Origin of the sequence: uncultured Winogradskyella sp., from assembly GCF_963975125.1 — a bacterium.
Taxonomy (GTDB): Bacteria; Bacteroidota; Bacteroidia; order Flavobacteriales; family Flavobacteriaceae; genus Winogradskyella.
Window position 1 is genome coordinate 1 of record NZ_CAXBGB010000015.1, and the last position, 26,585, is coordinate 26,585.

Below are 26,585 nucleotides of genomic sequence, written 5' to 3' on the forward strand. Positions count from 1 at the left end.
AATACTACTTTTTTCTCATATAAACACTAACTGGCACACCTGTGAAATCGAAATGATCTCTCAACTGATTCTCTAAAAACCGTTTATAAGGCTCTTTTACGTATTGTGGTAAATTACAGAAAAATGCAAATTGCGGCTGCGGAGTTGGCAACTGCATAATATACTTTATTTTAACAAATTTACCTTTATTTGCTGGAGGAGGTCTATTCTCAATTATTGGTAATAACGCTTCATTAAGCACACTTGTTTTGATGCGTTTGGTACGATTTTTATATACCTCAACAGCTGTTTCAATAGCTTTAAAAATACGTTGCTTATTTAGTACCGAAATAAATACAATTGGCACATCTGTAAATGGCGCAATTTGACTACGTATATGTTTTTCGAATTCCTTGGCTGTTTTGGTCTCTTTTTCAACTAAATCCCATTTATTAACCAAAATCACTATTCCTTTTCGATTACGTTCTGCTAACCAAAATATATTTTGTACTTGGCCATCAAAACCGCGTGTAGCATCTAGAACTACTAAACACACGTCGCAATGCTCAATAGCTCTAACACTTCGCATTACAGAATAAAATTCTAAATCTTCTTTTACTTTTGTCTTTCTTCGAATACCTGCTGTATCAACCAAATTGAACTCAAATCCAAAACGGTTATACTTGGTATCTATTGAATCTCTTGTCGTACCCGCTATATCTGTAACAATATATCGATCTTCACCAATTAAAGCATTTATAAAAGACGATTTCCCTGCATTTGGTCTTCCTACAACTGCGAAACGCGGCAGTTGTTCTTCCTCAACTTCTTCTATTTCTGGTAAGGCTTCAACAACGGCATCCAACAAATCACCAGTACCACTTCCATTAATACTTGCAATGGTAAAGTAATCACCTAATCCTAATGAATAAAATTCTACAGCATCTTCAGCACGTTTATTATTATCAACCTTGTTTACAACTAAAAAAACTGGCTTTTTAACTTTGCGTAATAGGTTAGCAACATCCTGATCCATACCAGTAATACCAGACTCAACATCTACCATAAAAATTATTGCATCTGCTTCGTCAATGGCAAGCTCAACCTGTTTGTCTATTTCTGCTTCAAATACATCATCACTACCAACAACATAACCTCCAGTATCAATTAAAGAAAACTCTTTCCCATTCCAATCCGTCTTACCGTAATGACGATCTCTTGTTACTCCACTAACAGCATCTACAATAGCTTCCCGTCTTTTAATTAATCTATTAAAAAACGTTGACTTCCCAACATTTGGTCTCCCAACAACTGCAACTATATTTCCCATAATTTGAATATTGCAGCAAAGGTAGTATTTAATCTTAAAGAATTTATGTAAATTGAGTTCTGTTATTTCAGTAATATGTCACTCTCTAATGAAATAGTTTTAAGACCGCGCTTTAAATTTGAAGCTGATGGCTCCAGTGAAATACTTTTGCAAGGATTTGAGGATGCTAAAAAATCACAATCAGATTTTATTGTTACTCGAATTGACGATCACGTTTTTGTAAAATTTCCGAAACAGGTTCAACATTTTTGGTCGCCTCAGTTACATTTAGAAATTAATAAAAAAGATGAGCAAAGCTCTATCATTAATGGGCTTTTTGGACCTAACCCAACGGTATGGACCATGTTTATGTTTTTTCACTTTATTGTGGCTGGTCTCTTTCTAGGTTGTGTAATATGGGCTTACACAAACGTTACTTTAGGGAATTCTTATGCCATACCGCTTTTTCTTACTCTTTTTATGGTACTGATATGGTTTGTCCTCTATTTTGCAGGACGACTTGGAAGAACAAAAGGAATACCCGAAATGTATAAATTACATGGTTTTATGAAAAATACATTAAGAAACTATCGCTGATTATAACCAAAACGTCTCAACTGTTTTTGGTTACTTCTCCAGTTCTTATTCACTTTTACATAGAGTTCTAAGTGAACTTGCTTACCAAAAAATTTTTCTAAATCTTTTCTTGCTTCTATTCCTACACGTTTAAGTGCAGAACCTTTGTGCCCTATTATTATTCCTTTTTGAGTTTCGCGCTCTACCATAATAACGGATCGCATTCTAATGATTGTATCTTCTTCAAAAAATTCTTCTGTATCTACTTCAACAGCGTACGGAATTTCTTTTTTGTAATGCATTAAGATTTTCTCTCTAATCGCTTCATTTACAAAAAAGCGTTCTGGTTTATCTGTTAATTGGTCTTTAGGATAAAATGCAGGAGATTCTGGAAGTAATTCAATAATTCTATCAAATACATTTTGAACATTAAATCCTTGCAATGCTGAAATTGGAAAAAACTCAGCGTTTGGTACTTTACTTTGCCATAATTCTGCTTGCTCTTCTAATTGTTCTTGGTTAGAATTATCAATTTTATTCAATAATAATAAAACAGGGATTTTAGAATTAGTAATCTTTTTAAAGAAAGCTTCATCTTTTAATTCTTTTTCACCTATCTCAACCATGTAGATTAAAACATCGGCATCTTCAAAGGCTGATTTCACAAAATCCATCATAGAGGCTTGCAACTCGTATGCTGGCTTAATAATACCTGGCGTGTCACTTAGAATAACTTGAAAATCTTCACCATTCACAATCCCTAAAATTCTGTGTCTAGTGGTTTGTGCTTTTGATGTAATTATAGATAGTTTTTCTCCTATAAAAGCATTCATCAATGTAGACTTACCGACATTAGGATTTCCTATAATATTAACAAAACCTGCTTTATGCATTAAAAAAAATTTAGAGTACAAAGGTAATATTAAAAAAATGCTTGATGACATATTCTTTGTTTTTCGATTCTAAATAAGAACACAATCAATTAAAAACAAATTTATTATGAAACATTACATTTATTTATTAGCATAAACGTTTGTCTTATTTAGCTGTTCTAGTAATGATGATAATAAGAAGAGCAAGGAACCATAGCAAATATTAAAAATTGGGTAAACACTGATATTATAAATGCTCTTTCTATGTTAGATATTTTCGGGTTGAGTAGAATATATCTAGAAAACAATACAGAAAGGTTTTTCTTAGAACTCTGATGGTTTAGCAGAGTTATTAATGTAGTTTATTTAGGGCTCATTGTAGGTGGTGTTTTTGTCATTTATAATGTATAATTAGTACGAACTTGGTTTGAAAACTTATTTCTTTCTCTTATATTTATCAGTTACTTTAGTATAACTACTAAAACTCGCTTAATTGAAGTAATAAAATAGAACGTTACAAAGTTATAACTTGTAAAAACTTACTCCGTAAGTTTTATTTTAAAAAAAGCCATGCCAGTAAAAAACAGCATAAGTATTATTTTTTTTAGTGTATTCACCGTTTTTTTTGTAGGATGCAAAGATCGGTTTCAAGAAATAAATAATAAAGAATATATGACTAAACCTTCTAAATTTCATATTCCAAAAGGTATGGTTTGGGTAGAGGCCAAAACCTTTTTTCAAGGTGCAAAAGATTCAGGCACCTATGCTATGCCAAGAGAGAAACCAGCTCATTATGTTACTGTTGATGGATTTAAATATATATCTCCTATAAAATCTTATGAACCAAATTCAATTGGTCTTTATGATATGTCTGGCAACGTATGGGAAATAACAAGCGACTATTTTAATGTTAATTACTACCAATCTATAAAAGATAGTAAATCCTAAAGGTGCAAGCAAAGCTTACGATCCAGACACAATCCATATCTACAAGAAAAAGTCATTAAAAGTGGTTCCTTTCTATGTAGTGTATCGTATTGTGCCAGTTTTAGAATTTCAGCTAAAATGGGCATGAGCCCTGATTCTGGTTCTGACCATATTGGTTTTAGAACTGTTGCTACGCCTGAGATGTTAAATTAAGCAAATAATATTATCTAGATAAAGCCTAAACTGAATTAACTAGAATAGCTTATTGAATAACAAAGGAAAGCTAATAAAAAAACCAGACACTTTCGTATCTGGTTTGAAGTAGCGGGAACTGGACTCGAACCAGTGACCTTCGGGTTATGAGCCCGACGAGCTACCTACTGCTCTATCCCGCGATTTAATCTTGAAATGATTTTCTTAGCTTTTAACTTTCGGTTCATAATGCCGACTCAATCATTTTAGGAATGCAAATATACAACGCTTTTTGATTTTAGCAAGCATTTTAAAACAAAAAAAATAACGTTCAAATATTTGAACGTTATTAGTCTATTTATTATTAAACATCGTATTGTTAATCGTCGTCGTCGTCAGAATCTAGTGTCGCTAAAGCACCTTTCATGTTAGCTTCATCTAAATCAAAATCTACAATTTTAGGAAGCTGTCCTTTTAAGACTGCATAGTTACCTTTAAACGCGTTATTGCTTAAAAGCAAAGTTTTAAGATTCGTTAATTGTGCTAACTCATTTGGTAAATTACCATAAAATGCGTTATTAGATAAAACTAATTCTTCTAATTGAGATAATTGACCTATTGAAGAAGGTATGGTTCCTAACAAACTATTATCAAACAAACTTAATACCTTTAAAGATTTTAAGTTAGAGATACTAGATGGCAGTTTACCCATTAATAAGTTACTACTTAAAATTAAGCTTTCTAGCTTTTTTAAGCTACCAATAGATGCTGGTATTTCGCCGAAGAAATTATTATTATATAATTCTAAATACTTTAAGTTTGTTAAGTTTCCTATATTTTTTGGTATCGCTCCACTAAAGTTATTTGAAAATAATTTCAAATCCTCTAAACTAGCGATATTTATCAATGTGCTAGGCAACTCACCTTCTAACTTGTTAAAAGATAGATTCAATATTTTCAAGGCTGTTAATGCCGATATTTCTTCAGGTAGTTTTCCATTAAGATTGTTAAAACTCAGGTTTATTGCAACAACATTATCGTTTTCAATACTTAGACCATACCAACCAGAAACGGGTTGTTCTAAATCCCATGATTGCATCCAAGAATCACCATTAGTTGCGTTATAAATTGCTACTAGTGCATCTTTTTGAGTTTGTGAAATTTCGGCAAATGAGAAAGCCGAAAATAAGCAACATAGTAGGGTTAATTTTAAAGTTTTCATAATAGCAGATTTATGTGGAGGGACACAATAACTAAGCTAATATAGATGCTATTTCCTTAAACTGCAAATTTATTCGACGAAATGCATGTTCAAATTAGTAATGTGCTAATAATCAGCTAATTGATTTTTATCACTGTTCAATATTTTCTACTCAAAAATTAGTGATTTCTTTATCTTCTGTAAAAACAGAAACCTAGATTGGACTGCAACAAATCTCACAATCAACTATTTAATTTTGATGATTTTGAGAGGCATCTATTAACATAGAAACCTGTTCCCAATCTCGATAGCTATCGGGAGACATTGAAAAAAGCACTCGTCCATTTTAACTAATTAACTCTAGCTGTTCTTGCACGTCTTCCCAATCTGCCATCAATTTCTCTAAATTAGATTTTCTGGTTTGATACGTATCAAAAAACTTAGGATTAGAAGCTGTTTTATCATAATCAGTTGCAAGCTTCAAATCATCTGATTTAATATCTTTTTCGAGTTGATTGATTTTAGATTCTATATTACTGAGCTTATTATTTAAAGATTTTAATTTTTTTTGATCTTGGTAACTCTGCTTATTACTTTCTTTAGGCTTATTTGCTACTACAGTTCGCTTCTCAGCTTCTCTTAAATTTTCAAGATTACGTTGCTCTAAGTAAAAATCTATATCTCCCAAATACTCTCTAATATTTTGATCCTTAAACTCATAAACGGTGTCTGTTAAACCTTGTAGAAAATCTCTATCGTGTGATACAAGGATTAAAGTGCCTTCGAACTTTTTTAAGGCTTCCTTTAATACATTTTTAGATTTAATATCTAAGTGGTTGGTAGGCTCATCCATTATAAGAACATTTAACGGTTGAAGGAGCAGTTTTGCCAAAGCCAAACGATTACGTTCACCACCAGAAAGCACTCTTACATACTTCTCTGCTTCATCTCCTCTAAATAAAAACGAACCTAAAATATCTCTAACCTTGCTTCTATTGGTTTCATTAGCGGCATCAATCATGGTGTCTAAGACGGTTTTACTCCCATCTAAATACTCGGCTTGATTCTGTGCGAAATAACCAATCTGTACGTTGTGACCTAAGTTTAATTCGCCCTCGTGTTTTATTTCACCAACAATAATTTTTGCTAATGTAGATTTACCTTGTCCGTTCTGCCCAACAAATGCTGTTTTTACATCTCTTTGAACAGCCAGATTAACATTATGCAAAACTTGTAATTCACCATAGCTTTTCGAAACATCTTCAATCTCTACTACGACTTTCCCTGGTGTTATAGACACCGGAAAATTAAGAGACATAACGCTATTATCATCTTCATCGACTTCTATTCGATCTATTCGATCTAATTTCTTAATTAGTGATTGCGCCATGGTTGCTTTAGATGCTTTTGCTCTAAACTTTTCAATCAGTTTTTCAGTCTGTTGTATCTGCTTCTCTTGATTTTTCTGAGCGGCCAATTGCTGAATTTTCATTTCTTTTCGCAGAGCTAAAAACTTAGTATATGACTTATTATAGTCATAAATACGACCTAAAGAAATTTCAATGGTACGATTGGTAACATTATCTAAGAACATCTTATCATGAGATACGATGACAACTGCACCACTATAGCTTTTTAAGAAGTTCTCTAACCAAATAATGGATTCTATATCTAAGTGGTTAGTAGGCTCATCTAAAAGTAATAAATCATTATTTTGAAGTAACAACTTTGCTAATTCTATACGCATTCTCCAACCACCAGAAAAAGTATCGGTTAACTTATCAAAATCTTCACGTTTAAAACCTAAACCTTGAAGAATCTTCTCTGTTTCACCTTGATAATTATAACCACCTGAAATTTCATATTGATGCTGAATCTCATTCAAATCAATCATAAGTTGATTATACGATTCACTTTCATAATCTGTACGTTCAGCTAGTTGTGTATTAATTTGTTCTAGCTTTGCTTCACATGCCTTAATTTCTTTAAAAGCTTCATACGATTCTTCTAAAACGGTTTTCCCAAAATCGAAGTCAATATCTTGTTTTAAGAATCCAATCTTTAAATCTTTATCAGCAGCAATTTGCCCTGTATCAGCTTCTTGTTCTTTAGACAAAATTCTAAGCATAGTAGATTTACCAGCTCCATTCTTACCTATTAAACCAATTCGGTCACCTAGGCCTAGCTTAAAAGTAATTTCTTCAAAAAGGTATTCTCCTTGAAATGATATAGATAGATTATGAATATTTAGCATAATTTTTTTGAATATTACAATTGCAATAAACATTACAATTGTTACAATACAAGACTTCTAAAAATTTATCTTTGTCTTGTCTTAAAAAGTGCAAAAGTAAAGGTTTTAGTTATGATTAAAAAAGGAATGAAACTTTATAGTATTCTTTTTGGAGCTTGTCCGAAATGTCATCAAGAATCCATGTATATTGAAAAGAATCCATACATACTTACTGATACTTTAAAAATCAATGACACTTGCTCGCATTGCAATACAAGATATAGAATGGAACCTTCGTTTTTCTATGGTTCTATGTATGTGAGTTATGGCGTTGGTATTGCATTTGCTCTAGTTTCTTTTGCTATAAGTTATCTCATATTAGAAAGCTCTCTTCTAGTCGCATTTTTTTCTATTGTTGGTACTCTTATAGCATTTATGCCAATAATTATGAGAGTCTCAAGAAATATCTGGATAAATCTTTTTATGAATTACGATATATCGTTAGTGAAAAAATAAAAGTATTTTGTCATTAAGAAGAATGAGGAACTAATAATGTCGTAATCTTTTAAACTTTACTTATAGCCTAGAGATTGCCACATCACTCAAAATAAAAAACGTAATTAGCAATGACAATTTTAATTTAATTAAAACGATTAATATCGATCTCTGTATCTAGATCTAAATTATTTTCAATAAACTGAAATAGTTTAACAGCAACATAAGGAGCAATCATAACACCTCTTGTTCCTAAACCATTGAGTACATATAAGTTTTGGAATTTTGCATGTCTGCCAACTAAAGGTCTTCTATCCTTAACTGTAGGTCTAATTCCGGCAATATGATTAACCACTTCAAAATTACATTTTATAAAGGTTTTTAATTTTGAAATTAACTCTTCTTTTGCTATCGCTGTTGGGACATTAGATTTATCCTCATTATCATACGTTGAGCCCACATTGTATAAATCATCTCCAAGTGGAATAACAAATACTGAAGATTTTATAGCATAATCAATTTTTAAATCTGGTGCTTTTATAGTTAAAATCTCACCTTTTGAGCCTATTAATGGAAGATGACTGAAATAAGAATTTTGATTTATTCCAAATCCTTCAGCAAAAACGATATTGGATACTTTCCAATTTTCATATTGCATTGAATCAGTTTTAAAATGAACCTTATCATGCTGAAAAGTTATCTCTTGTAGGTAACCATTTAGATTTAAAAACTTCTTGTAACTAGTAATAAGAGTTTCTGTATCTAAGCGACCAGCGTACAGTACTTCTCCAAATCCAAAAGGAGCATCAATTTCGGAATTAGTATTCTTAACTAATCGTGTTGAAAGAAACGCTTCGAGACTTGGCTTATCTGATGCATTAAACCACTTATTTTGTTCTCGTATTGAAGTGAAACGTCTTAATAGTCTTAGTTTGTAATTAATCTGAATATTTAAGTCTTTTTCAATTTTATCGTATAAAGGCAAAGCGAGTTCTAATTGCTCTTTGGCTTTCCAAACTTCTGAGAAACGTTTTAGAATAACTGGGTTATACAATCCTGCTGCTACTCTAGACGACTTCTGCGAATTATTATCAAATACTACAAACGATTTATTATTTACTCTTAATTGTTCGCAAAATGCAATACTTGCTAAACCACAACCAACAATGATGTAATCGACTTTTTTCATGAAAACGAAAATATCAAAAAGATTTCTACCTACGTAGAAATGACAGCAATAAAAAACGCCCACTTAAAAAGTGAGCGTTTATATAATTTAATGGGCGAGTAAATTAGTAACTCCACATATCTTGTTCAAAGTTTCTGATCTTATCTTTGATTCGATCTGATTCTAAAAGTTGCATTAAAGCATTTTCAGCCACATACTCTTTTATTTCTCTATCACCATAAACATTCTCTTCTTTGTAGATTATTCCACCAAAACGACGACTGTTTAATAAATGATCGAAAGAGATTGGTACTGCACTATTCTTATCATTAAACGATTTAGCTTCATGAAGAATATCTCTAATCTCTGGTACAAATATCCAAAACATCGGAATTGGCTCACTGTTAGCATTATCTTCAGAATCAATAAAGTTAACATCTGGTGCAGCAGGTGCAATACCTAAAATACGGTATTTTAACTCACCTTGACGCTTATCAAAGTACCAAAGTCCTTTAATTAAGTACGAATTAATATCTGCAGGACCAATGTTTCTTCTAATTATGTACTCTTCAGGAACCTCATCTTCACCAACACCATTTTCGTTCATATAATCGATACCTGCATCAGTAGTTTTAGTCATTGTTAAAGATGCTTCTAAATCTTTTAGCGTACGCTCTTCGGTAAAATAATCATCTGCATAAACTTTTGAGATCATACCATTATTCATGTTTTCTAATAATACACTATATAATGATTTTCTATCATCACCTATATTCTCCTCAATTGGAAAATATAATGGAAAATTAACACGCTCGTCTAAGACTATTTTTTCCCAAGTCATTTTAGAAAATAAGATATCTCTATCTCCAACATAACCATATTCTAATGGTTTGTCGTTATCAAGAAGTAATTGTGCCTCTGTTTTCATACCAATTTCCTCTGGAATTTTGGCATTAAGGATATTAGCTTGTGCAAACATAGTATTGGTTACAACCATTGCTAATCCGATATATAAAAAGCTTTTTATGTTCATCTTATTTGTATTAATTATTTGGGATTCTATTTTAAATGATAACGTTCTTTATCTAATAAAATTATAGACTAGTTTGTTACCTCTACAATCACAGGTGATACATTTTTTAGTCTGTATTTTGCATTACCTGTTATTTTAGCTTTGATATCAAAAATGGTAATGTTATCACCTTTACGCGCTCTTTTAATAGATGCTTTAGCCTGTCCATTCATTTTAGTGCCAACGACTGAAACTGTAGGTTGTCCAGGAACTTTAATTTTGAATGAGGTTACACTAATAGGTAAATCGAATACAAAATCGTCTAACTTAGCTCCAACAGTACCTATCTCTACATTACGCTTTGGTAATTTTACTAAACCAGATTGCCCAGCCATAGTACCTGTAGGTGCAGGAATATCTTTAATTCTAAATGTCTTTTGATCACTAGCTTTTGAACCATCATCTAATGTAGCAGTAACGTTAATAGTTACTTCTTTACCAGAACCAGCATTCATAATATATTTACCAACACCAGAACCTTTAGATAAACCAGATCCAGATGCATTTACTTTATTATCTGGTACACCAGCAAAAGAAATGGTCATTGGGTTTGCAACACCACGATAAACTACGTTCATCTTATCTGCAGAAATTGTAGCAGAATTAGGTCTTGGCACAACTACATAGTTACCAACAATATCAATTTCTAATGGCTTACCATCTTCTAAGAATGTAAACTTACCATCTATTTGATGCTCACCTACATTACCAACATTAAAGTCTAATTTAGCAGCTCCTAAAGAATCAATAGCTTCAGAAAGATCTATTTCATTTCCTTGTACTGATAATTTTGTTGGTGTTACATTAGCATATTTACCTAACACTACTTTACCTTGAAACTTTTCACCTGCAAAAAAGGCAGATTTATCTGCTAATACAATCGCCTGATACTTTTTAAGCGATACGGCTTCTGTTAATGTGTTTCCTAAAAACAAGTTAAACATATTAGCTTCAGTTACTTTAACATCGTTCTGTATAGCAGTTAACTTTGTATATGAAGCAATTGCTGGGAAACCTTGGAAATGGTAATCTAACCATCCTTTATTGTCGCCTTCATTATTAGTAACATCAGAAGTGTCAAACAATTTATCAAAAGTTTCGTTCGCTTTTTTGTACTTCACATCTGTACCTAAAACATCTTTAATCTCTTTCTTATATTTAGCTACTTCAGCCATAACAGCATCACCAGCTTTTGTCAATCGATCACCTGTAAACCATTTTTCATCTAGGATATCTGTTTTATCCATGGATTCAAATGGTAATTTACCAGTTTTAGAATCTAATGAATATTCTCCATCTTTTAGTAAATCGACTTTTAACGTTTCAATGTATTTGTAAAATTTATCAGAAATAGTACTTACTAGTTTAGCATTTTGAGCTGGTAAAGCAAATTCTTCTGGTTTTTCCTCCCCTTTAGTTTCTAAATCGGCTAAAAGCGCTTCGTTTCTATCTGTAGTTGCTACATTAGAATCCGCGAATTTTGCTTCCATTAATCCGAAAGCGGATAGTACTTCTTTAGACATATTCATTGCCATCATAGCAATAAATACCAAGTACATTAAGTTAATCATTTTCTGCCTTGCAGATAATTTTCCTCCTGCCATTATAATTAGTTTTAAATGTTAATTAATTAAATTGATTATAAAAACTAATTAGTTTTTGTTCATAGCAGATAACATACCACCATATACACCATTTAATGATGAAAGGTTAGATGCTAAGGATTGCATTTGTTCTTTTAATTTAGTTGCATTCTCAACAGCTTCTTCGTTAATAGTCGCTTGACGATTTGCACTTTCCATTTGTACTTTATAAAGACTATTTAAAGACTCCATTTGAGCTGCAGCTAAAGATAATTCTTCGCTATATCGCTTTTGCGCAGTCATCGAATCTACAGTAGGACTGATATTTTTTGCAGCACCTTCGAAATTCTTAATACTATCTCCTAAGCTCGCCATAAGTTCGCCATCGATTTTAGCATCTTTTAATAAATCATCTAATTTTTTAGACAAAAGACCTTCAGCATCTTTTGGCTCTTCTTTTTTCTTTTTACCACCTAAGGCTTTTCCACTAGCTAATTCTGGATATACTAAAGACCAATCTAAATCACTTTGCTGTCTTTCGAAAGCAGAATATGTAAATACAAGTGCCTCAACAATCATACCTATGGTTAAAATCTCTGAAGCCAAAGGCCAGTGTTGTATTTTAAATAATGCTCCTAAGATTACGATTGCTGCTCCTAATCCGTAGATCATGTTAGTGATTGTCATTTTACCTTTCTGTGCCATAATTTTGTTTTGTTTTGTTTTGTTTTGTTTAAGTTAATGGATGTTGTAACTATAAGTAGGTTAATTTAATTTGAGATATTTTTAAGTTTATTAATTCGTTGCTGCGTTTTTAGTCACTTCAGTTCCCATATAGTCTTGAACTGTTCTAAAACCGATATAACTTCTAGCTGAGTCTGCATATTCATAATCTCTAGAACTTACTTGTAAGAAATAGGCAACATCTTTCCAAGAACCACCTCTAACCACTTTACGTGCATTATCAGGATCATTTACATTTGGATTTATTGTTGAAGCATATTCATAAGATGCTGGATCGTAAGAACCGTTTACCCATTCTGAAACATTCCCAGCCATATTATATAAATTAAAATCATTTGGATCGTACGAATCCGCTTCTACAGTATATAATGCCTGATCAGCTGCATAATCTCCTCTCAATGGCTTAAAATTTGCCATAAAACAACCTCTGTCATTCTTAGTGTATGGTCCACCCCAAGGATAAGTAGCACCTTGCAAACCACCACGTGCAGCATATTCCCATTCTGCTTCAGATGGTAATCTGTATGCATTTACAGGCTGTTTTCCTTTTTCAATTTGATATGAGTTATGCTTAATAGTTCTCCATTGGCAAAATGCTTGTGCTTGTTTCCAAGACACGCCTACTACAGGATAATCTCCATAGGCATCGTGCCAGAAATAATCATTGTGCATAGGTTCGTTATATGAATATGCAAAATCTCTTATCCATGCTGTTGTATCTGGATAAATTTCTACTTCCTCTTGCTCAATAACCTCTGAACGCTTTAAGCTTCTATCTCTAGCAGCTTTAGCAATATCCATATACGTATATTGAAATTTAAATTGTTTTACATCCCAAGTACGTTGACCATTATATGATTCTTCTAATGGTAAATACATACCGTCCATAACCTCCGCATATAACTCGTCTGGGTAATCATCAGTATCGAAATACAATTCTGCATCGCGATTAACCTTTCTTTGCTCATTACCATATGTATTTAACATATAGCTTTCGTAAGCATTGAGATCATTAGGGTCTGCATCTTGATAAGCAAACTCACCAATATCTCCGTTACCAGGAGTTTTGCCTTCTAAGTCAGCCATTTCAGCTAACTTTAATCTTAAGATTGAGTCCCTTACCCAAACAACAAATTCACGGTATTCACTGTTTGTAATTTCAGTTTCGTCCATATAAAATGCACGTACTGTAGCCGTTTTTGTAGGAGCATCTTGTACACCAGCTAAATCATCATCAGATTTACCCATTATAAAAGCTCCACCTGGTACTAAAGTCATACCATAGGGTTTTTCTGGATGCCATTTTTTACCTTTAACACCTACTAATTGTCCTCGGTCTCCAGAATTACAACTGGCAACCAAAACTAATACAGTGGTTAGTAAAATAAACTTCTTAATATTCATAGTAACTCGAGGTTAAATTAGTCGTCCTTAATTTTAAGGTCGTAAACATATTTATATATTTCCTAATAAACAACTTTTTTTAAAGTTATTTTACACTTTATCCTAAAAATAAGCATTTCATCGACTAAAAAAATGTTAAATATCGATAAAGTGCTTATTTTAGAAGCTATTCTTTCTGTAGGCCTTATACCAACGCTCTGGTATTTCACCTTTTGTTGCACGCACATAATCGAAATGCATGCAAGGTAATAACGTGTGCTTTTTTAATTTATTATTAACATCTGGCAAAAAAGGAATTTCAATCCACCAGCGTCCAGTTTTTAAACTCTTATAAAAAATAAGCTCGTCATCTTCTACCAAAACGTTATATTTTTGATAGTTATTTTCATTTAAAAAATTATCATCTTTTACTCTACAGTTTACTCCTTCGATAAAATACCAAATCATTTGAGCAACCAACATAGATGTGGCGCTATCATTTTGTGAACTAATGTATTCATAGATACCAAAGGATGATACTTTATTGCTTATACCTGCATATCTACTGATAGCGCAAATTTCTTTTCCTGTAAAACCATTAGGAGAATATTTTTGATTCTCACTAACTTCTGCTGCTCTTACTGATTTTAAATCTACAGATACAATATGAGCATCTCTCATTAACGGTTCTACCTTGTTTATATCTCCAGAAATTTCTCCTAAACGGTAGGCTTCAAAATAAAGTTTTTCTATAAGGTCAATTTCTTCTTGCGAATTAAAATAAGTCTGATACCCAATAGTAGAGTAATTAAATAAATTATATGGCTCTTCCACTATAACTTTACCAACATAACTATTATTTTTAATAGGAAGATTGGCGTCACCTAAATCAAAATTTGTATCAACACTAATAATATTTACCATTGGTAAAATAGTATCGTAAGCTCTATAATTGGCATAAGTTAAATCTTGGCTGCCTCCAAGAATAATTGGTATAATATTCTTTTCTACCAAAACAGTAATTGCAGTTCTAATAGCAAAATAGGTGTCTTCAACGGTTTCCCCTGGCTCAATATCACCTAAATCTACAATCGTAGTATGCCAATTGCCAGGAAACAAAGTGTATAATGTTTGCCTAATAGAATCGAAATTAATAGTGGCACCAATGTAATTAATATCATTTCGATTTTCTTGAACTCCGATGATAGCCATTTGTACACCCTCTAAATCTGGAATTCCATTTTTTCGTGAATGAACTTTAATTTTTTTTCCTAGTGCCTGTTGCGCTGTTAACTCTTTATGAGCTAAAACCGCATCTGAAACAGGTGTTAGAAAATTAAAATTCATAGTGTATTACTTCTTTTTAGTAGTGGCTTTCTTCTTCGTAGTTTTCTTTTTTGTAGTCTTCTTCTTAGGTGCGTTTTTTTCGAGTAGAGCTTTTGCCTTTTCTAAGGTCATCTTACTTACATCAACCGTTTTTGCTAACTCAACTTTTTGTTTTCCTTTTATAATGTTATGTCTTCCCCATCTTGCTTTCTCTACTCTAACACCTTCATCTTCCCAATTATGAATAACCTTATCAATTTCTTTCTGAATTTTTTCTTCGATCAAAGTTACAATGTCTTCTTCAGATAAATTATCCCAATCGTATTTTTTATTAACGTTTATGAACATATTGTTCCATTTTATAAATGGTCCAAAACGTCCTTTACCTTTAATTACCTCTAAATCTTTATATACATATATAGGAGCATCTGCTAATTCCTTCTCTTTTATATACACAATGGCTTCATTTAACTCTACACTTAAAGGGTCAACGCCTTTAGGAAGTGATACAAACTTCTTTCCAAACCGTACATAAGGACCAAAACGACCATTATTTACTTCAACTTCATCATCGTTGTAATGCCCTAAAGCTTTTGGTAATTGAAATAAATCCATAGCTTCCTCAAAGGTTATAGAATTTAATTGCTGATCTGGAGATAAGCTTGCAAATTTTGGCTTTTCTTCGTCTTCTAAGGTACCAACTTGTACCATAGGCCCGAACTTACCTAAACGCACACTAACTTGGCGACCAGTTTTAGGATCTTCACCTAGAATACGTTCGCCAGATTCGCGTTCTGCATTTTCCTGCACATCTTCAACTTGTGGATGAAAGCCTTTGTAAAAATCTTTCATCATAACTCTCCAATCTTCTTTACCTTCCGCTATATCATCAAAGCTTTCTTCTACTTTTGCAGTAAAGTTGTAATCTAGAATACTTTCAAAATGATTCACCAAAAAGTCTGTGACTATTATACCAATATCGGTAGGTACTAACTTTCCTTTATTTGAACCTACTTTTTCTGTAAGGGCGTTATCTATTATGCTTTGATTTTGAAAAACTAATTGTTTGTATGCTCTCTCATCACCTTCGTTTGTTCCTTTTTCAACATAGTTTCTATTCTGAATAGTAGAAATAGTTGGTGCATAAGTAGATGGACGACCAATACCTAGTTCTTCTAGCTGCTTTACTAAAGAAGCTTCTGTATATCTAGCAGGAGGTCTTGTAAAACGTTGTGTCGCTGTGATATATTTATTCTGAAGTTTTTCTCCAACTTTTAAATCTGGTAAAATACCTTCTTGCTCTGCATCTTCATCATCAGTACCTTCTAAATAAACTTTAAGGAATCCTTCAAACGTTATAATTTCACCATTTGCAACAAACAACTTATTTGTTTTATTAGATGCATTAATCTGAATTTTAAGATTTGTACGCTCTAATTTTGCATCACTCATTTGAGAGGCAATAGCACGTTTCCAGATTAAATCATATAGTCTTGCTTGGTCACGCTCTGCATTAACAGTATGATTAGCAAAATCTGTTGGCCTAATTGCTTCGTGAGCTTCTTGCGCTCCTTTAGATTTGCCTTTGTAATTTTTAGGATTACTGTATTCTGCTCCATAAGCCGAAATAATTTCGTTCTCTGCACCTTTTTTGGCTTCTTCAGACAGATTAACACTATCTGTTCTCATATAAGTAATAAGACCAGCCTCGTATAAACGCTGAGCATTACTCATTGTTCTACCAACAGAGTATCCTAATTTACGTGAGGCCTCCTGTTGCAGTGTAGATGTTGTAAATGGTGCTGCAGCAGATTTTTTTGCTGGTTTTTTTTGTAAGTCAGAAACTTGATATGAAGCATTAATATTATCGTTCAGAAATTTTAATGCGTCCTCTTCAGAATTAAAATTCTTAGGCAACTTTGCTTTAAATGAATTTCCGTTAACTGTTTTAAATTCTGCATCTAATCTATAAGATGCTATAGGTTCAAAACCTTGAACTGCTCTTTCTCGTTCTACAATTAAACGCACAGAAACTGATTGTACTCTACCTGCAGACAAACCACCTTTTACTTTTCTCCATAATACCGGAGACAATTCGTATCCCACTATACGATCTAAGACACGTCTTGCTTGTTGCGCATCTACTAAATTATAATCAATGCTTCTTGGGTTTTCAATAGCTTTATTTATAGCAGTTTTAGTAATCTCGTGGAATACAATTCGCTTTGTTTTATCCTTGTCTAACCCTAGTGTTTCAGCTAAATGCCATGCAATTGCTTCCCCTTCTCGATCCTCATCACTAGCCAACCAAACCATATCTGCTTTCTTAGCTAAACTCTTAAGCTTTTTAACGACATCTTTCTTGTCTTTTGAGACCTGGTATTTTGGCATAAAATCCCCATCTACATCAACTCCTAATTCTTTAGAGGGTAGATCCGCAATATGCCCAAAACTGGACTCTACTTTGTAATCTTTTCCTAAAAATTTCTCTATGGTTTTTGCCTTTGCAGGTGACTCAACTATGACTAAATTCTTCGGCATTCTTTATTTTTTTTAAGGTTACAAATGTATATGAAATTTAAGTTACAATCCTAATTTGGTCTGAAATACCATACATTTAGTCGTGATTTTACCCTTTTTAAAAACAGTAGAAGCCTTACGTTATGCAAGGCTTCTACTGTATAAAAATATTTTAATTCTTAATTAATATGCATATATTAAAGGTTCTGGGAAATCTTCAATATTTAACACCACTTCATTTACTCCATCTATTCTAAGTAGAGTTAAATTAAAAGATTGAATTTTATTATATATGGCTAAACAAGCTTCATTATTAAACAAGGATAGTTTTAAATATCGCTGAGGCGGCATTGACTCTGCTATGTCTTCAGAATCTATTAAAGTTAACACCCAAGTCTCTCCACCACAACCACTAGCAGCAATATTAACCGCTAAGCAATCTCCATCAATTTCACTAGTTACTATACTATAAAAGCTAGCTTCTACTGCTTGATATACTGAATTATCTACGATCACTTCAGTATCACACATAATTGTCTGAACATCATCATCATCATCGTCACATTGAAAATTCAGAAGCAACAAACAAAAAAAGAAAAGGAATATAATTTTACTAGATTTCATAATGTTGTTTTTCATTTAGATGTTAAAAATTAAAAATGGTTGCGTAAATTAATCTTTAAATTTAAAAAATGATAAAGTTTGAATAACATTACAACTGCCACTTTGTCATAATCTGTAAAATAATCCTATCTTTGCATGCTTATTGAGATTTGAGTGAAATAGAATTTAGATTTCCAGAGAAGTGGAAAATAAATATGGGAAAAACTATAGACGAAAACAAACAGGGTAACACCTTAGTACTAGATCAAAAAACAGCCAACAAAAGAAAGCTCTTTATTGAAAGTTATGGTTGCGCTATGAATTTTAGCGATAGTGAAATTGTAGCATCAATTCTTTCTGAACAAGGTTTTAATACCACACAAAATCTTGAAGATGCTGACCTCGTCTTAGTCAATACCTGTTCAATTAGAGATAAAGCTGAGCAAACCGTTAGAAAAAGATTGCAACAATACAATGCTATAAAACGTATTAATCCTAAAATGAAAGTTGGCGTTTTAGGTTGCATGGCAGAACGTTTAAAAACAAAATTTTTAGAAGAAGAAAAGATCGTAGATTTAGTTGTAGGACCAGATGCTTACAAAGATTTACCAAATCTATTGGCCGAAGTTGATGAAGGCAGAGACGCCATTAATGTTTTACTTTCTAAGGAAGAAACGTATGGTGATATTTCACCTGTAAGATTAAATAGTAATGGAGTTACAGCATTTGTATCTATAACTCGTGGTTGCGATAATATGTGTACATTTTGTGTGGTACCATTTACGCGTGGAAGAGAACGCAGTAGAGATCCGCAAAGTATAATTGAAGAAATTAATGATCTATGGATAAAAGGCTATAAAGAAATTACACTTTTAGGTCAGAATGTAGATAGTTATTTATGGTATGGAGGAGGCTTAAAAAAGGATTTTGAAAAAGCATCTGAGCTACAAAAAGCAACAGCAGTTAACTTTGCCAAGTTACTAGAACTATCTGCAAAAGCGCAACCAAAAATGCGTATTCGCTTTTCTACATCTAACCCTCAAGATTTTACATTAGATGTTATTGAGACCATGGCAAAGTACAATAACATCTGTAAGCATATTCATTTACCAGTACAAAGCGGGAGTGACCGTATTTTAAAGGAGATGAATCGTTTGCATACACGCGAAGAGTATTTTGAGCTCATTGATAGTATTAAACGTATAATACCTGAGTGTTCTATAAGTGTAGATTTAATTGCAGGTTTCCCAACAGAAACTGAAGAAGATCATCAAGATACCTTATCACTTATGGAGTATGTAACATACAACTTCGGTTATATGTTTACCTATTCTGAGCGACCAGGAACTATGGCTGGTCGCAAAATGGAAGATGATGTCCCAGAAGTAACTAAAAAACGTCGCCTAACTGAAATAGTACAATTAGAACGCAAGCATAGTGAAATTAAAACAAGACAACACTTAAATAAGACTGTTGAAATATTAATTGAGAAACCTTCTAAAAAATCAAATTTACATTGGTCTGGTAGAACATCAGACAATACCGTTGCCGTTTTCCCAAAAGAACATTATAAAGTAGGTGATTTAGTAAACGTAAATGTAACAGATTGCACTAGTGCTACACTTATTGGAGAAGCCATTGACTATTCAAAAAATAATTAATCAAAAATCATAATATGAAAAAATTAGTTTTAATCTTATTAACGTTATCATTATTTACTGCTTGCGAAAATGAACCCTTAGACCCAGATTTTACAGAACAAGGAGGTGGTAACAACGGAGGTAACAATGGTGGTGGTAACCAAAACGGAGGAACATTTGCTATGTCTAGTTATACTTATAACAAAGCAATAGATACTGGTGTAGGAGTTTCTACAATAGATACAGATTTCAGTATTAACTCTTCCGGTCAAATTAGCTCTCAAAATACAAGATTTGAATTTTTCGGAGCTATAATAGATGGAACAGCACCAGTTGTGAGAGATGGTAGCGGGAGAGTAATTGAAACCTCGGTTTCAGATGGGTCCGGACTACTTAGCACAACATCCATTGTTTACAATGGTGATAATATTGTACAGATTAATTTTGTTGATACGCAATTCTCTGAAGAAAATTACACCTACAATATAGAGCACAATGGAAATATTTCTACAAGAACTGAAGTTGGCTCAACAGAATCTATAATTTACACTTTTGATAATGAAGATAAACTTATTGAAAGAGAGACTTTAAATAATGGTAATTCAATTCGGATTGAAAACCACAGTTATGACTCAAACAACAATTTAATTTCATCAGTAATGACAGGAGATGGAGCAAGAACATTCACTTATACATTCGACGACACAACAAATCCTGTAAATTCTCTTTTTCAAGATTTTTATAAGTATCAATTATTCAACGATAATTATGACGATCAATTTGAGCATTGGCTGGTAATATGGGGAAGCACAAATAATATGGTTAGTGCAACTACGCCAGAAGGCCCATCAGATTTAGCAATAACATACGATTCTGAAGACAGGATTATCACTAGAAACGGCAGTATTAATTCAGCTTTATTAAATGCAGGAAGTGGTGGTATAACTACTGAAGAAATCTTCACCTACGTAAATTAACATTTATTAATGGAATCCATACAAGCCATAAAACAACGCTTTAGTATTATAGGAAACGATCCTAAACTCAATCGCTCCATAGAAAAAGCGATACAGGTTGCTCCTACTGATATTTCAGTGTTAGTAACTGGTGAAAGTGGTGTTGGTAAAGAAAGTATTCCCAAAATTATACATCAGCTTTCACACAGAAAACACGGTAAATATATTGCCGTTAACTGCGGAGCGATACCAGAAGGCACTATTGATAGCGAATTATTTGGCCACGAAAAAGGCGCTTTCACAGGTGCAACAGCAACACGTTCTGGTTATTTTGAAGTCGCAGATGGAGGTACAATATTTTTAGACGAAGTTGGTGAATTACCACTAACCACTCAAGTACGCTTATTACGTGTATTAGAGAATGGTGAATTTATAAAAGTAGGTTCTAGTAAAGTCCAAAAAACCGATGTAAGAATCGTTGCCGCTACAAACGTTAATTTGTTTGACGCTATTAAGAAAGAGCGGTTTAGAGAAGACCTTTATTATCGTTTAAGCACTATAGATATTAATCTTCCTGCTCTGAGAGAACGTAAAGAAGACATTCATTTACTGTTTCGGAAATTTGCGAGTGACTTTGCATTAAAATATAAAATGCCAACGATAAAGCTAACAGACGATGCCATCAACTCACTTTTAAAATACCGCTGGAATGGTAATATTCGTCAATTGCGAAATGTTGCTGAACAAGTTTCGGTTTTAGAACAAACCAGAACTATAAATGCACCCACGCTTCAAAGCTATTTACCAAATACAGGCAGTAATTTACCAGCTGTAATTAGTAATTCTAAAGCTGAAGGTGATTTTAGTAGTGAACGTGAGATTTTGTATAAGGTTTTATTTGATATGAAGGGTGATCTAAATGATCTTAAAAAACTCACCATGGAACTTATGAAACATGGAAGTGTTTCTGATGTTCAAAAAGATAATGAGCACTTAATTCAGAAAATTTATGGTGATGAAAAAGAAAATGATTTTGACGCTGCTGTAGAAAACTTAGAGGTATTATCCATTCCTGAGCACACAGAGGTTAATGAGTCTGTTGTTTCTGATTCTGAAGACAAATATCATTTTGCCCAAGAGATTGAAGAAGAAGAAACCCTGTCTTTACATGACAAGGAGTTAGAATTGATTAAGAAATCTCTAGAACGCCATAGTGGAAAACGTAAGATGGCCGCTGCAGAACTAGGCATTAGTGAGCGTACTTTATACAGAAAAATAAAACAATTCGATCTTTAATATAAGTTTATGAAACATCATCAACTAAATTATCGTTTAATAAAGGAAAGGATATTGATGGATTTTCCTTGTAACCTTTAAAAAACTATAAAAATAGTCACCCAAAATCAGCTATACGAAAATATATATTTTTAAATTTCTAATTAAGTTGATTTCATAAGATTAAAAAACTACCGATGAAAGCTGTTGAAATATTTATGATACGCAAGTCATTTACTAGAAATAGTTCTGACTCCATAAGACAAGAAGCAGAAGATTTAATTAACAAAAAACATTACAAAGGTTACCGCCTTATTAATGTAGATTTTGACGTCGCAGATAATGCAGGTTATATCTACGCTTTTATAACGATGAAACGTCCTAACACTTATTAAATGAACTTATTAAAATATATTATACTTTCAGTTTTGTTTATAACTCTAACCGCTTGTAAAGTGACGTATTCGTTAACTGGTGCAGATACAGGTGATGCCAAATCTTTTCAGGTTAATTTTTTTCAGAACAATGCAGATTTAATTGAACCTGGTTTAGATATTGATTTTACAAATGCACTACAAGACTTAATTGTAAATCAAACCAGTTTAAATTTATCTAGCTCTGGTGCAGATTTAATTTTTGAAGGTGAAATTACCGAATACAGAATTGCGCCAATGACTGCTACAGCTCAGAATACAGCTGCTCAAAACAGATTAACTATTAGTGTTAACGTAAGGTATTTTAACACTTTAGACGAAGAAAAGGATTTTGAAAAACGCTTCTCCTTCTTTTTTGATTATCCTGCAAATGCCCAGTTAACAGGGAGCACAAGAGATGAAGCCTTCGAAGAAATTTTTGAACGTCTTACTCAAGATATTTTCAACGCTTCTTTAGCCAACTGGTAAACTATGCAACTTCAAGAACTTACATATTTATTACAACATCCTGAAGCCGTAACTGCATCTCAAGTAGATACGCTTTCAACTCAAATTAAAGACTACCCTTATTTTCAACCTTTAAGAGCATTGTACCTAAAAGGTTTAAAACAAAAGGAAAGCTACAAATACAATAATGCTTTAAAAATTACGGCTGCTTATACAGCAGATCGCAGTGTTTTGTTTGACTATATCACTTCCGAAGTTTTTAATCAGAATGAAATATCGAAGCAAATAAAGCAAAATTCGGAGCATATAAAATCTCTAGAAGTTAATGCAATTGATGATATCTCAATAAATAAAAGTGTCACAATCGATGATGCTTTAAAAGAACACATCAAAGCTACAGAAGGTGTTTTAGATCCCGATTTATTTAAAACAAAAGTCAATCCAACGGTAAAAATAGAAGCGCCAAAAATTGAAAATTCCATCATTTCGGTTGATGTTAAGAATATTACTCCAGCAAAGAAACTCAATATTGGTAAACCATTAGAATTTAATAAATCTGAAAATCATTCGTTTTCAGAATGGTTAAAAATAACAAGTTTTAAGCCTATTGTAAGAGATGAAGTCGCTATTAAAAATAAAATTTTAGAAAATAAGACTTCTACTCCATTGCAAGACAAACTCACTATTATAGATAAATTTTTAAGCGAGAATCCAAAAATAAAACCTGTTTCTGGCAATGCTCCAAAACCAAAATTGGTAAATAATGATGAGGACATTTCTGACAGCTTAATGACAGAAACTTTGGCACGTATTTATCTAGAGCAAAAAAACTACGATAAAGCAATTCAATCTTACAAAATTTTAAGTTTGAAATATCCAGAAAAAAGTAGTTTCTTTGCAGACCAAATAAAACTAGTACAAGAATTAAAAGACAATAATACCTTATAAAATGAGTGCATTTACAATATTTTTAATACTAATCGTAATCGTAGCCTTTTTACTAATTGTAGTAATAATGGTTCAGAATCCTAAAGGCGGAGGTTTATCATCATCATTTGGTGGCGGAGGCACCCAGCAGTTAGGTGGTGTAAAAAAAACAGGAGACTTTTTAGATAAGAGTACTTGGTTCTTAGCTACAGTTTTAATACTCCTAATTTTAGCCTCTAACCTTACTATTGATGCTGGTGTTGTAACAGAATCTAAGGCTTACGATGCTGATGAAACAACTGAAATTCCTGTAACGATTCCGCCCGCTGCTACTGACAATGCAGACACAACAGATGGTACTACAGAACAAAACAAATAAGCATTAGCTTAAAGCAATATTAAAAAGCCAACTGAAATAGTTGGCTTTTTTTATTTCTACTATACGGCAGATAATCTGAAACTTTGTCAGTCATTATCTATTGGCATAATTTTCGAACTACGTTAAAGCGTAAATTAACTTTAAATAACCAAAAACATATAACAAATGGCTTTAAACATTAAACCTTTAGCAGACCGTGTTCTTGTAGAACCAATGGAAGCTGAAACGACTACGGCTTCTGGTATTATTATTCCAGATAATGCAAAAGAAAAACCGCAAAAGGGAACTGTTGTTGCTATTGGCAACGGAAAAATAGATGAACCATTAACTGTACAAGTTGGTGACACTGTACTTTACGGTAAATATGGAGGTACTGATCTTAAATTAGAAGGTAAAGATTATTTAATGATGAGAGAGAGTGACATCTTGGCGATAATCTAAAATGCTTTTTGCTATTGGTCTAAAGCCTTTAGCACAATCCAAAACAAATCAATTTATAAATTAAACCTTTTAGCTAAAAGCCAAGTGCTAACAGCTAAAAGCTAAAATAATAAACATGGCAAAAGATATAAAATTTGATATTGAAGCACGCGACGGTCTTAAACGTGGAGTTGATGCTTTAGCAAATGCAGTAAAAGTAACTTTAGGTCCTAAAGGTCGTAACGTAATTATTGGAAAATCATTTGGTGCACCTCAAGTAACTAAAGATGGTGTTACTGTAGCAAAAGAAATTGAGCTAGAGAATGAACTTGAAAACATGGGAGCGCAAATGGTAAAAGAAGTCGCTTCCAAGACCAACGATTTAGCTGGTGATGGTACAACAACCGCGACTGTTTTAGCACAAGCAATTGTAAAAGAAGGTCTTAAAAATGTTGCTGCTGGTGCAAATCCAATGGATTTAAAACGTGGTATAGATAAAGCTGTTACAGTAATAGTAAAAGATCTTGATAAGCAATCTCAAAAAGTAGGTAACTCTTCTGAAAAAATTAAGCAAGTGGCGGCTATTTCTGCTAACAACGATGATACTATCGGTGATTTAATAGCAACGGCTTTTGGTAAAGTTGGCAAAGAAGGTGTGATTACTGTAGAGGAAGCCAAAGGAATGGAAACCTATGTAGATGTTGTAGAAGGTATGCAGTTTGACAGAGGCTATTTATCTCCATACTTCGTTACAGATGCAGATAAAATGATTGCTGATTTAGAGAATCCCTACATCTTATTATTTGATAAGAAGATTTCTAACTTACAAGAGATCCTTCCAATATTAGAACCAGTAGCACAATCTAGTCGTCCATTATTAATCATTGCAGAAGATGTTGAAGGACAAGCTTTAGCAACATTAGTAGTAAACAAATTACGTGGTGGGCTTAAAATTGCTGCTGTAAAAGCTCCCGGTTTTGGAGACAGACGCAAAGCTATGTTAGAAGATATTGCTATCTTAACTGGTGGTGTTGTTATTTCTGAAGAAAGAGGCTTCTCTTTAGAGAATGCAGATCTTTCAATGCTGGGCACAGCAGAAACGGTAACTATTGACAAAGACAATACAACAATTGTAAATGGCAGTGGAAAAGCTGCTGACATCAAAGCAAGAGTGAACCAAATTAAAGCACAGATAGAAACTACGACGTCTGACTATGATAAAGAAAAGTTACAAGAGCGTTTAGCGAAGTTAGCTGGTGGTGTTGCTGTACTATACGTAGGAGCTGCTTCTGAAGTAGAAATGAAAGAAAAGAAAGATAGAGTTGATGATGCTCTACATGCAACAAGAGCTGCCGTAGAAGAAGGTATAGTTGCAGGTGGTGGAGTTGCTTTAGTAAGAGCTAAGAAAACTTTAGAAAAAATCACTACTGATAATTTAGATGAAACTACTGGTGTGCAAATTGTAAATAAAGCGATTGAGTCACCTTTACGTACTATTGTAGAAAATGCAGGTGGTGAAGGTTCTGTTGTTATCAACAAAGTTTTAGAGGGCAAGAAAGACTTCGGTTACGATGCTAAATCTGAAACTTATGTAGATATGCTAAAAGCGGGTATTATAGATCCTAAGAAAGTAACACGTATCGCTTTAGAAAATGCTGCTTCAGTAGCTGGCATGATCTTAACTACAGAATGTGCCTTAGTAGATATTAAAGAAGATGCAGCGGCTATGCCACCAATGGGTGGAGGCGGTATGCCTGGCATGATGTAGTCGATTACCTCGACACGTAAGCATTGACTTAAGTCAATCACAACTATAAAGCCCTTGATGAGAATCAGGGGCTTTTTTATATCTAAAAATTAAGAATATTAAAATCCCATAACTGATATTGCTCATTGAAATTTATCAGAATTGTATCCATATTTG

23 protein-coding genes, 1 tRNA gene and 1 pseudogene are annotated in these 26,585 nt (G+C 33.0%); 12 read left to right on the top strand and 13 right to left on the bottom strand.

Translation table 11 applies throughout. The features are described 5' to 3' along the window. Nucleotides 1-4: 4 nt before the first annotated feature. The gene (gene der / locus AAC053_RS03720) at nucleotides 5-1,309 is read right to left on the bottom strand and encodes a ribosome biogenesis GTPase Der (protein ID WP_339752945.1); all 1,305 of its coding nucleotides are present in this window, start codon (nucleotides 1,307-1,309) and stop codon (nucleotides 5-7) included. A gap of 75 nt (nucleotides 1,310-1,384) precedes the next feature. Here der and AAC053_RS03725 point away from each other — a divergent pair, with 75 nt between their 5' ends. Next, nucleotides 1,385-1,885: a GTP-binding protein gene (locus AAC053_RS03725; protein WP_339752948.1), complete on the top strand. Its 501-nt coding sequence runs from the start codon at nucleotides 1,385-1,387 to the stop codon at nucleotides 1,883-1,885. On the opposite strand, the gene era is transcribed toward AAC053_RS03725, so the two are convergent. Then, on the bottom strand, nucleotides 1,876-2,757 hold the full coding sequence (era, locus tag AAC053_RS03730; RefSeq protein ID WP_339752950.1) for a GTPase Era: 882 nt from the start codon (nucleotides 2,755-2,757) through the stop codon (nucleotides 1,876-1,878). The two genes, AAC053_RS03725 and era, sit on opposite strands and share 10 nt — an antisense overlap. A 687-nt stretch (nucleotides 2,758-3,444) precedes the next feature. Between era and AAC053_RS03735 the strand changes: the two are divergent. Beyond that, a pseudogene (locus tag AAC053_RS03735) lies at nucleotides 3,445-3,876 on the top strand (SUMF1/EgtB/PvdO family nonheme iron enzyme). A gap of 109 nt (nucleotides 3,877-3,985) precedes the next feature. On the opposite strand, the gene AAC053_RS03740 reads toward AAC053_RS03735, so the two are convergent. The 3 genes from AAC053_RS03740 to AAC053_RS03750 form a co-directional block, all read right to left on the bottom strand. Beyond that, nucleotides 3,986-4,058 (bottom strand) — tRNA-Met (locus AAC053_RS03740). Nucleotides 4,059-4,234: 176 nt separating this feature from the next. Further along, nucleotides 4,235-5,077 (bottom strand): Two component regulator three Y domain protein, encoded by an 843-nt coding sequence (locus AAC053_RS03745; RefSeq protein WP_339752953.1) that lies wholly within the window; start codon nucleotides 5,075-5,077, stop codon nucleotides 4,235-4,237. A 325-nt stretch (nucleotides 5,078-5,402) separates the two neighbouring features. After that, nucleotides 5,403-7,310, bottom strand: coding sequence for an ABC-F family ATP-binding cassette domain-containing protein (locus AAC053_RS03750; protein WP_339752955.1), 1,908 nt, complete (start codon nucleotides 7,308-7,310; stop codon nucleotides 5,403-5,405). A 111-nt stretch (nucleotides 7,311-7,421) separates the two neighbouring features. On the opposite strand from AAC053_RS03750, the gene AAC053_RS03755 reads away from it, so the two are divergent. Beyond that, complete coding sequence (locus AAC053_RS03755) at nucleotides 7,422-7,805, top strand: DUF983 domain-containing protein (protein WP_339752957.1); 384 nt, start codon at nucleotides 7,422-7,424, stop codon at nucleotides 7,803-7,805. A gap of 124 nt (nucleotides 7,806-7,929) precedes the next feature. On the opposite strand, the gene AAC053_RS03760 is transcribed toward AAC053_RS03755, so the two are convergent. The 8 genes from AAC053_RS03760 to AAC053_RS03795 form a co-directional block, all read right to left on the bottom strand. Continuing rightward, the gene (locus AAC053_RS03760; protein ID WP_339752960.1) at nucleotides 7,930-8,973 is read right to left on the bottom strand and encodes an FAD-binding oxidoreductase; all 1,044 of its coding nucleotides are present in this window, start codon (nucleotides 8,971-8,973) and stop codon (nucleotides 7,930-7,932) included. 103 nt (nucleotides 8,974-9,076) lie between these two features. Continuing rightward, entirely contained in the window at nucleotides 9,077-9,985 is a 909-nt protein-coding gene (gene gldN / locus AAC053_RS03765; protein WP_339752961.1) for a gliding motility protein GldN, read from the bottom strand. A gap of 68 nt (nucleotides 9,986-10,053) precedes the next feature. Further along, nucleotides 10,054-11,628: a gliding motility protein GldM gene (gene gldM, locus AAC053_RS03770; protein ID WP_339752963.1), complete on the bottom strand. Its 1,575-nt coding sequence runs from the start codon at nucleotides 11,626-11,628 to the stop codon at nucleotides 10,054-10,056. Between the two features lie 48 nt (nucleotides 11,629-11,676). Beyond that, nucleotides 11,677-12,312, bottom strand: a complete 636-nt coding sequence (gldL, locus tag AAC053_RS03775; RefSeq protein WP_339752965.1) for a gliding motility protein GldL — start codon at nucleotides 12,310-12,312, stop codon at nucleotides 11,677-11,679. 90 nt (nucleotides 12,313-12,402) lie between these two features. Then, complete coding sequence (gldK, locus tag AAC053_RS03780) at nucleotides 12,403-13,755, bottom strand: gliding motility lipoprotein GldK (protein ID WP_339752967.1); 1,353 nt, start codon at nucleotides 13,753-13,755, stop codon at nucleotides 12,403-12,405. Between the two features lie 159 nt (nucleotides 13,756-13,914). Beyond that, the gene (locus AAC053_RS03785; protein ID WP_339752970.1) at nucleotides 13,915-15,081 is read right to left on the bottom strand and encodes a formimidoylglutamase; all 1,167 of its coding nucleotides are present in this window, start codon (nucleotides 15,079-15,081) and stop codon (nucleotides 13,915-13,917) included. A 6-nt stretch (nucleotides 15,082-15,087) separates the two neighbouring features. Further along, nucleotides 15,088-17,601, bottom strand: a complete 2,514-nt coding sequence (topA, locus tag AAC053_RS03790) for a type I DNA topoisomerase (protein ID WP_339752972.1) — start codon at nucleotides 17,599-17,601, stop codon at nucleotides 15,088-15,090. 162 nt (nucleotides 17,602-17,763) lie between these two features. Beyond that, nucleotides 17,764-18,219, bottom strand: coding sequence for a hypothetical protein (locus tag AAC053_RS03795; RefSeq protein WP_339752975.1), 456 nt, complete (start codon nucleotides 18,217-18,219; stop codon nucleotides 17,764-17,766). 179 nt (nucleotides 18,220-18,398) lie between these two features. On the opposite strand from AAC053_RS03795, the gene miaB reads away from it, so the two are divergent. The 9 genes from miaB (at nucleotide 18,399) to groL (ending at nucleotide 26,429) form a co-directional block, all read left to right on the top strand. Continuing rightward, the gene (gene miaB, locus AAC053_RS03800) at nucleotides 18,399-19,844 is read left to right on the top strand and encodes a tRNA (N6-isopentenyl adenosine(37)-C2)-methylthiotransferase MiaB (RefSeq protein WP_339753029.1); all 1,446 of its coding nucleotides are present in this window, start codon (nucleotides 18,399-18,401) and stop codon (nucleotides 19,842-19,844) included. 14 nt (nucleotides 19,845-19,858) lie between these two features. Further along, complete coding sequence (locus AAC053_RS03805; RefSeq protein ID WP_339752978.1) at nucleotides 19,859-20,800, top strand: hypothetical protein; 942 nt, start codon at nucleotides 19,859-19,861, stop codon at nucleotides 20,798-20,800. Nucleotides 20,801-20,809: 9 nt separating this feature from the next. Further along, the gene (locus AAC053_RS03810) at nucleotides 20,810-22,075 is read left to right on the top strand and encodes a sigma-54 dependent transcriptional regulator (protein WP_339752981.1); all 1,266 of its coding nucleotides are present in this window, start codon (nucleotides 20,810-20,812) and stop codon (nucleotides 22,073-22,075) included. A gap of 176 nt (nucleotides 22,076-22,251) precedes the next feature. Continuing rightward, the gene (locus tag AAC053_RS03815) at nucleotides 22,252-22,449 is read left to right on the top strand and encodes a hypothetical protein (RefSeq protein ID WP_339752983.1); all 198 of its coding nucleotides are present in this window, start codon (nucleotides 22,252-22,254) and stop codon (nucleotides 22,447-22,449) included. Next, nucleotides 22,450-22,956, top strand: a complete 507-nt coding sequence (locus tag AAC053_RS03820; RefSeq protein ID WP_339752985.1) for an LptE family protein — start codon at nucleotides 22,450-22,452, stop codon at nucleotides 22,954-22,956. A 3-nt stretch (nucleotides 22,957-22,959) separates the two neighbouring features. Beyond that, entirely contained in the window at nucleotides 22,960-23,883 is a 924-nt protein-coding gene (locus AAC053_RS03825; protein WP_339752988.1) for a hypothetical protein, read from the top strand. A gap of 1 nt (nucleotide 23,884) precedes the next feature. Continuing rightward, nucleotides 23,885-24,241: a preprotein translocase subunit SecG gene (gene secG / locus AAC053_RS03830; RefSeq protein ID WP_339752990.1), complete on the top strand. Its 357-nt coding sequence runs from the start codon at nucleotides 23,885-23,887 to the stop codon at nucleotides 24,239-24,241. A gap of 165 nt (nucleotides 24,242-24,406) precedes the next feature. Beyond that, entirely contained in the window at nucleotides 24,407-24,682 is a 276-nt protein-coding gene (locus AAC053_RS03835; protein WP_339752993.1) for a co-chaperone GroES, read from the top strand. Nucleotides 24,683-24,797: 115 nt separating this feature from the next. Beyond that, on the top strand, nucleotides 24,798-26,429 hold the full coding sequence (gene groL, locus AAC053_RS03840; RefSeq protein WP_339752996.1) for a chaperonin GroEL: 1,632 nt from the start codon (nucleotides 24,798-24,800) through the stop codon (nucleotides 26,427-26,429). Nucleotides 26,430-26,585: the final 156 nt, after the last annotated feature.

Excerpts from the sequence above, each read along its gene's own strand:
- AAC053_RS03835 (WP_339752993.1), top strand. The coding sequence starts at position 24,407 with ATGGCTTTAAACATTAAACCTTTAGCAGACCGTGTTCTTGTAGAACCA.
- era (WP_339752950.1), bottom strand. The coding sequence starts at position 2,757 with ATGCATAAAGCAGGTTTTGTTAATATTATAGGAAATCCTAATGTCGGT.
- AAC053_RS03785 (WP_339752970.1), bottom strand. The coding sequence starts at position 15,081 with ATGAATTTTAATTTTCTAACACCTGTTTCAGATGCGGTTTTAGCTCAT.
- groL (WP_339752996.1), top strand. The coding sequence starts at position 24,798 with ATGGCAAAAGATATAAAATTTGATATTGAAGCACGCGACGGTCTTAAA.
- der (WP_339752945.1), bottom strand. The coding sequence starts at position 1,309 with ATGGGAAATATAGTTGCAGTTGTTGGGAGACCAAATGTTGGGAAGTCA.
- gldK (WP_339752967.1), bottom strand. The coding sequence starts at position 13,755 with ATGAATATTAAGAAGTTTATTTTACTAACCACTGTATTAGTTTTGGTT.
- AAC053_RS03825 (WP_339752988.1), top strand. The coding sequence starts at position 22,960 with ATGCAACTTCAAGAACTTACATATTTATTACAACATCCTGAAGCCGTA.
- AAC053_RS03755 (WP_339752957.1), top strand. The coding sequence starts at position 7,422 with ATGATTAAAAAAGGAATGAAACTTTATAGTATTCTTTTTGGAGCTTGT.
- AAC053_RS03750 (WP_339752955.1), bottom strand. The coding sequence starts at position 7,310 with ATGCTAAATATTCATAATCTATCTATATCATTTCAAGGAGAATACCTT.
- AAC053_RS03820 (WP_339752985.1), top strand. The coding sequence starts at position 22,450 with ATGAACTTATTAAAATATATTATACTTTCAGTTTTGTTTATAACTCTA.
- AAC053_RS03760 (WP_339752960.1), bottom strand. The coding sequence starts at position 8,973 with ATGAAAAAAGTCGATTACATCATTGTTGGTTGTGGTTTAGCAAGTATT.
- gldL (WP_339752965.1), bottom strand. The coding sequence starts at position 12,312 with ATGGCACAGAAAGGTAAAATGACAATCACTAACATGATCTACGGATTA.
- topA (WP_339752972.1), bottom strand. The coding sequence starts at position 17,601 with ATGCCGAAGAATTTAGTCATAGTTGAGTCACCTGCAAAGGCAAAAACC.
- AAC053_RS03810 (WP_339752981.1), top strand. The coding sequence starts at position 20,810 with ATGGAATCCATACAAGCCATAAAACAACGCTTTAGTATTATAGGAAAC.
- AAC053_RS03725 (WP_339752948.1), top strand. The coding sequence starts at position 1,385 with ATGTCACTCTCTAATGAAATAGTTTTAAGACCGCGCTTTAAATTTGAA.
- secG (WP_339752990.1), top strand. The coding sequence starts at position 23,885 with ATGAGTGCATTTACAATATTTTTAATACTAATCGTAATCGTAGCCTTT.
- AAC053_RS03795 (WP_339752975.1), bottom strand. The coding sequence starts at position 18,219 with ATGAAAAACAACATTATGAAATCTAGTAAAATTATATTCCTTTTCTTT.
- miaB (WP_339753029.1), top strand. The coding sequence starts at position 18,399 with ATGGGAAAAACTATAGACGAAAACAAACAGGGTAACACCTTAGTACTA.
- gldM (WP_339752963.1), bottom strand. The coding sequence starts at position 11,628 with ATGGCAGGAGGAAAATTATCTGCAAGGCAGAAAATGATTAACTTAATG.
- gldN (WP_339752961.1), bottom strand. The coding sequence starts at position 9,985 with ATGAACATAAAAAGCTTTTTATATATCGGATTAGCAATGGTTGTAACC.
- AAC053_RS03805 (WP_339752978.1), top strand. The coding sequence starts at position 19,859 with ATGAAAAAATTAGTTTTAATCTTATTAACGTTATCATTATTTACTGCT.
- AAC053_RS03745 (WP_339752953.1), bottom strand. The coding sequence starts at position 5,077 with ATGAAAACTTTAAAATTAACCCTACTATGTTGCTTATTTTCGGCTTTC.
- AAC053_RS03815 (WP_339752983.1), top strand. The coding sequence starts at position 22,252 with ATGAAAGCTGTTGAAATATTTATGATACGCAAGTCATTTACTAGAAAT.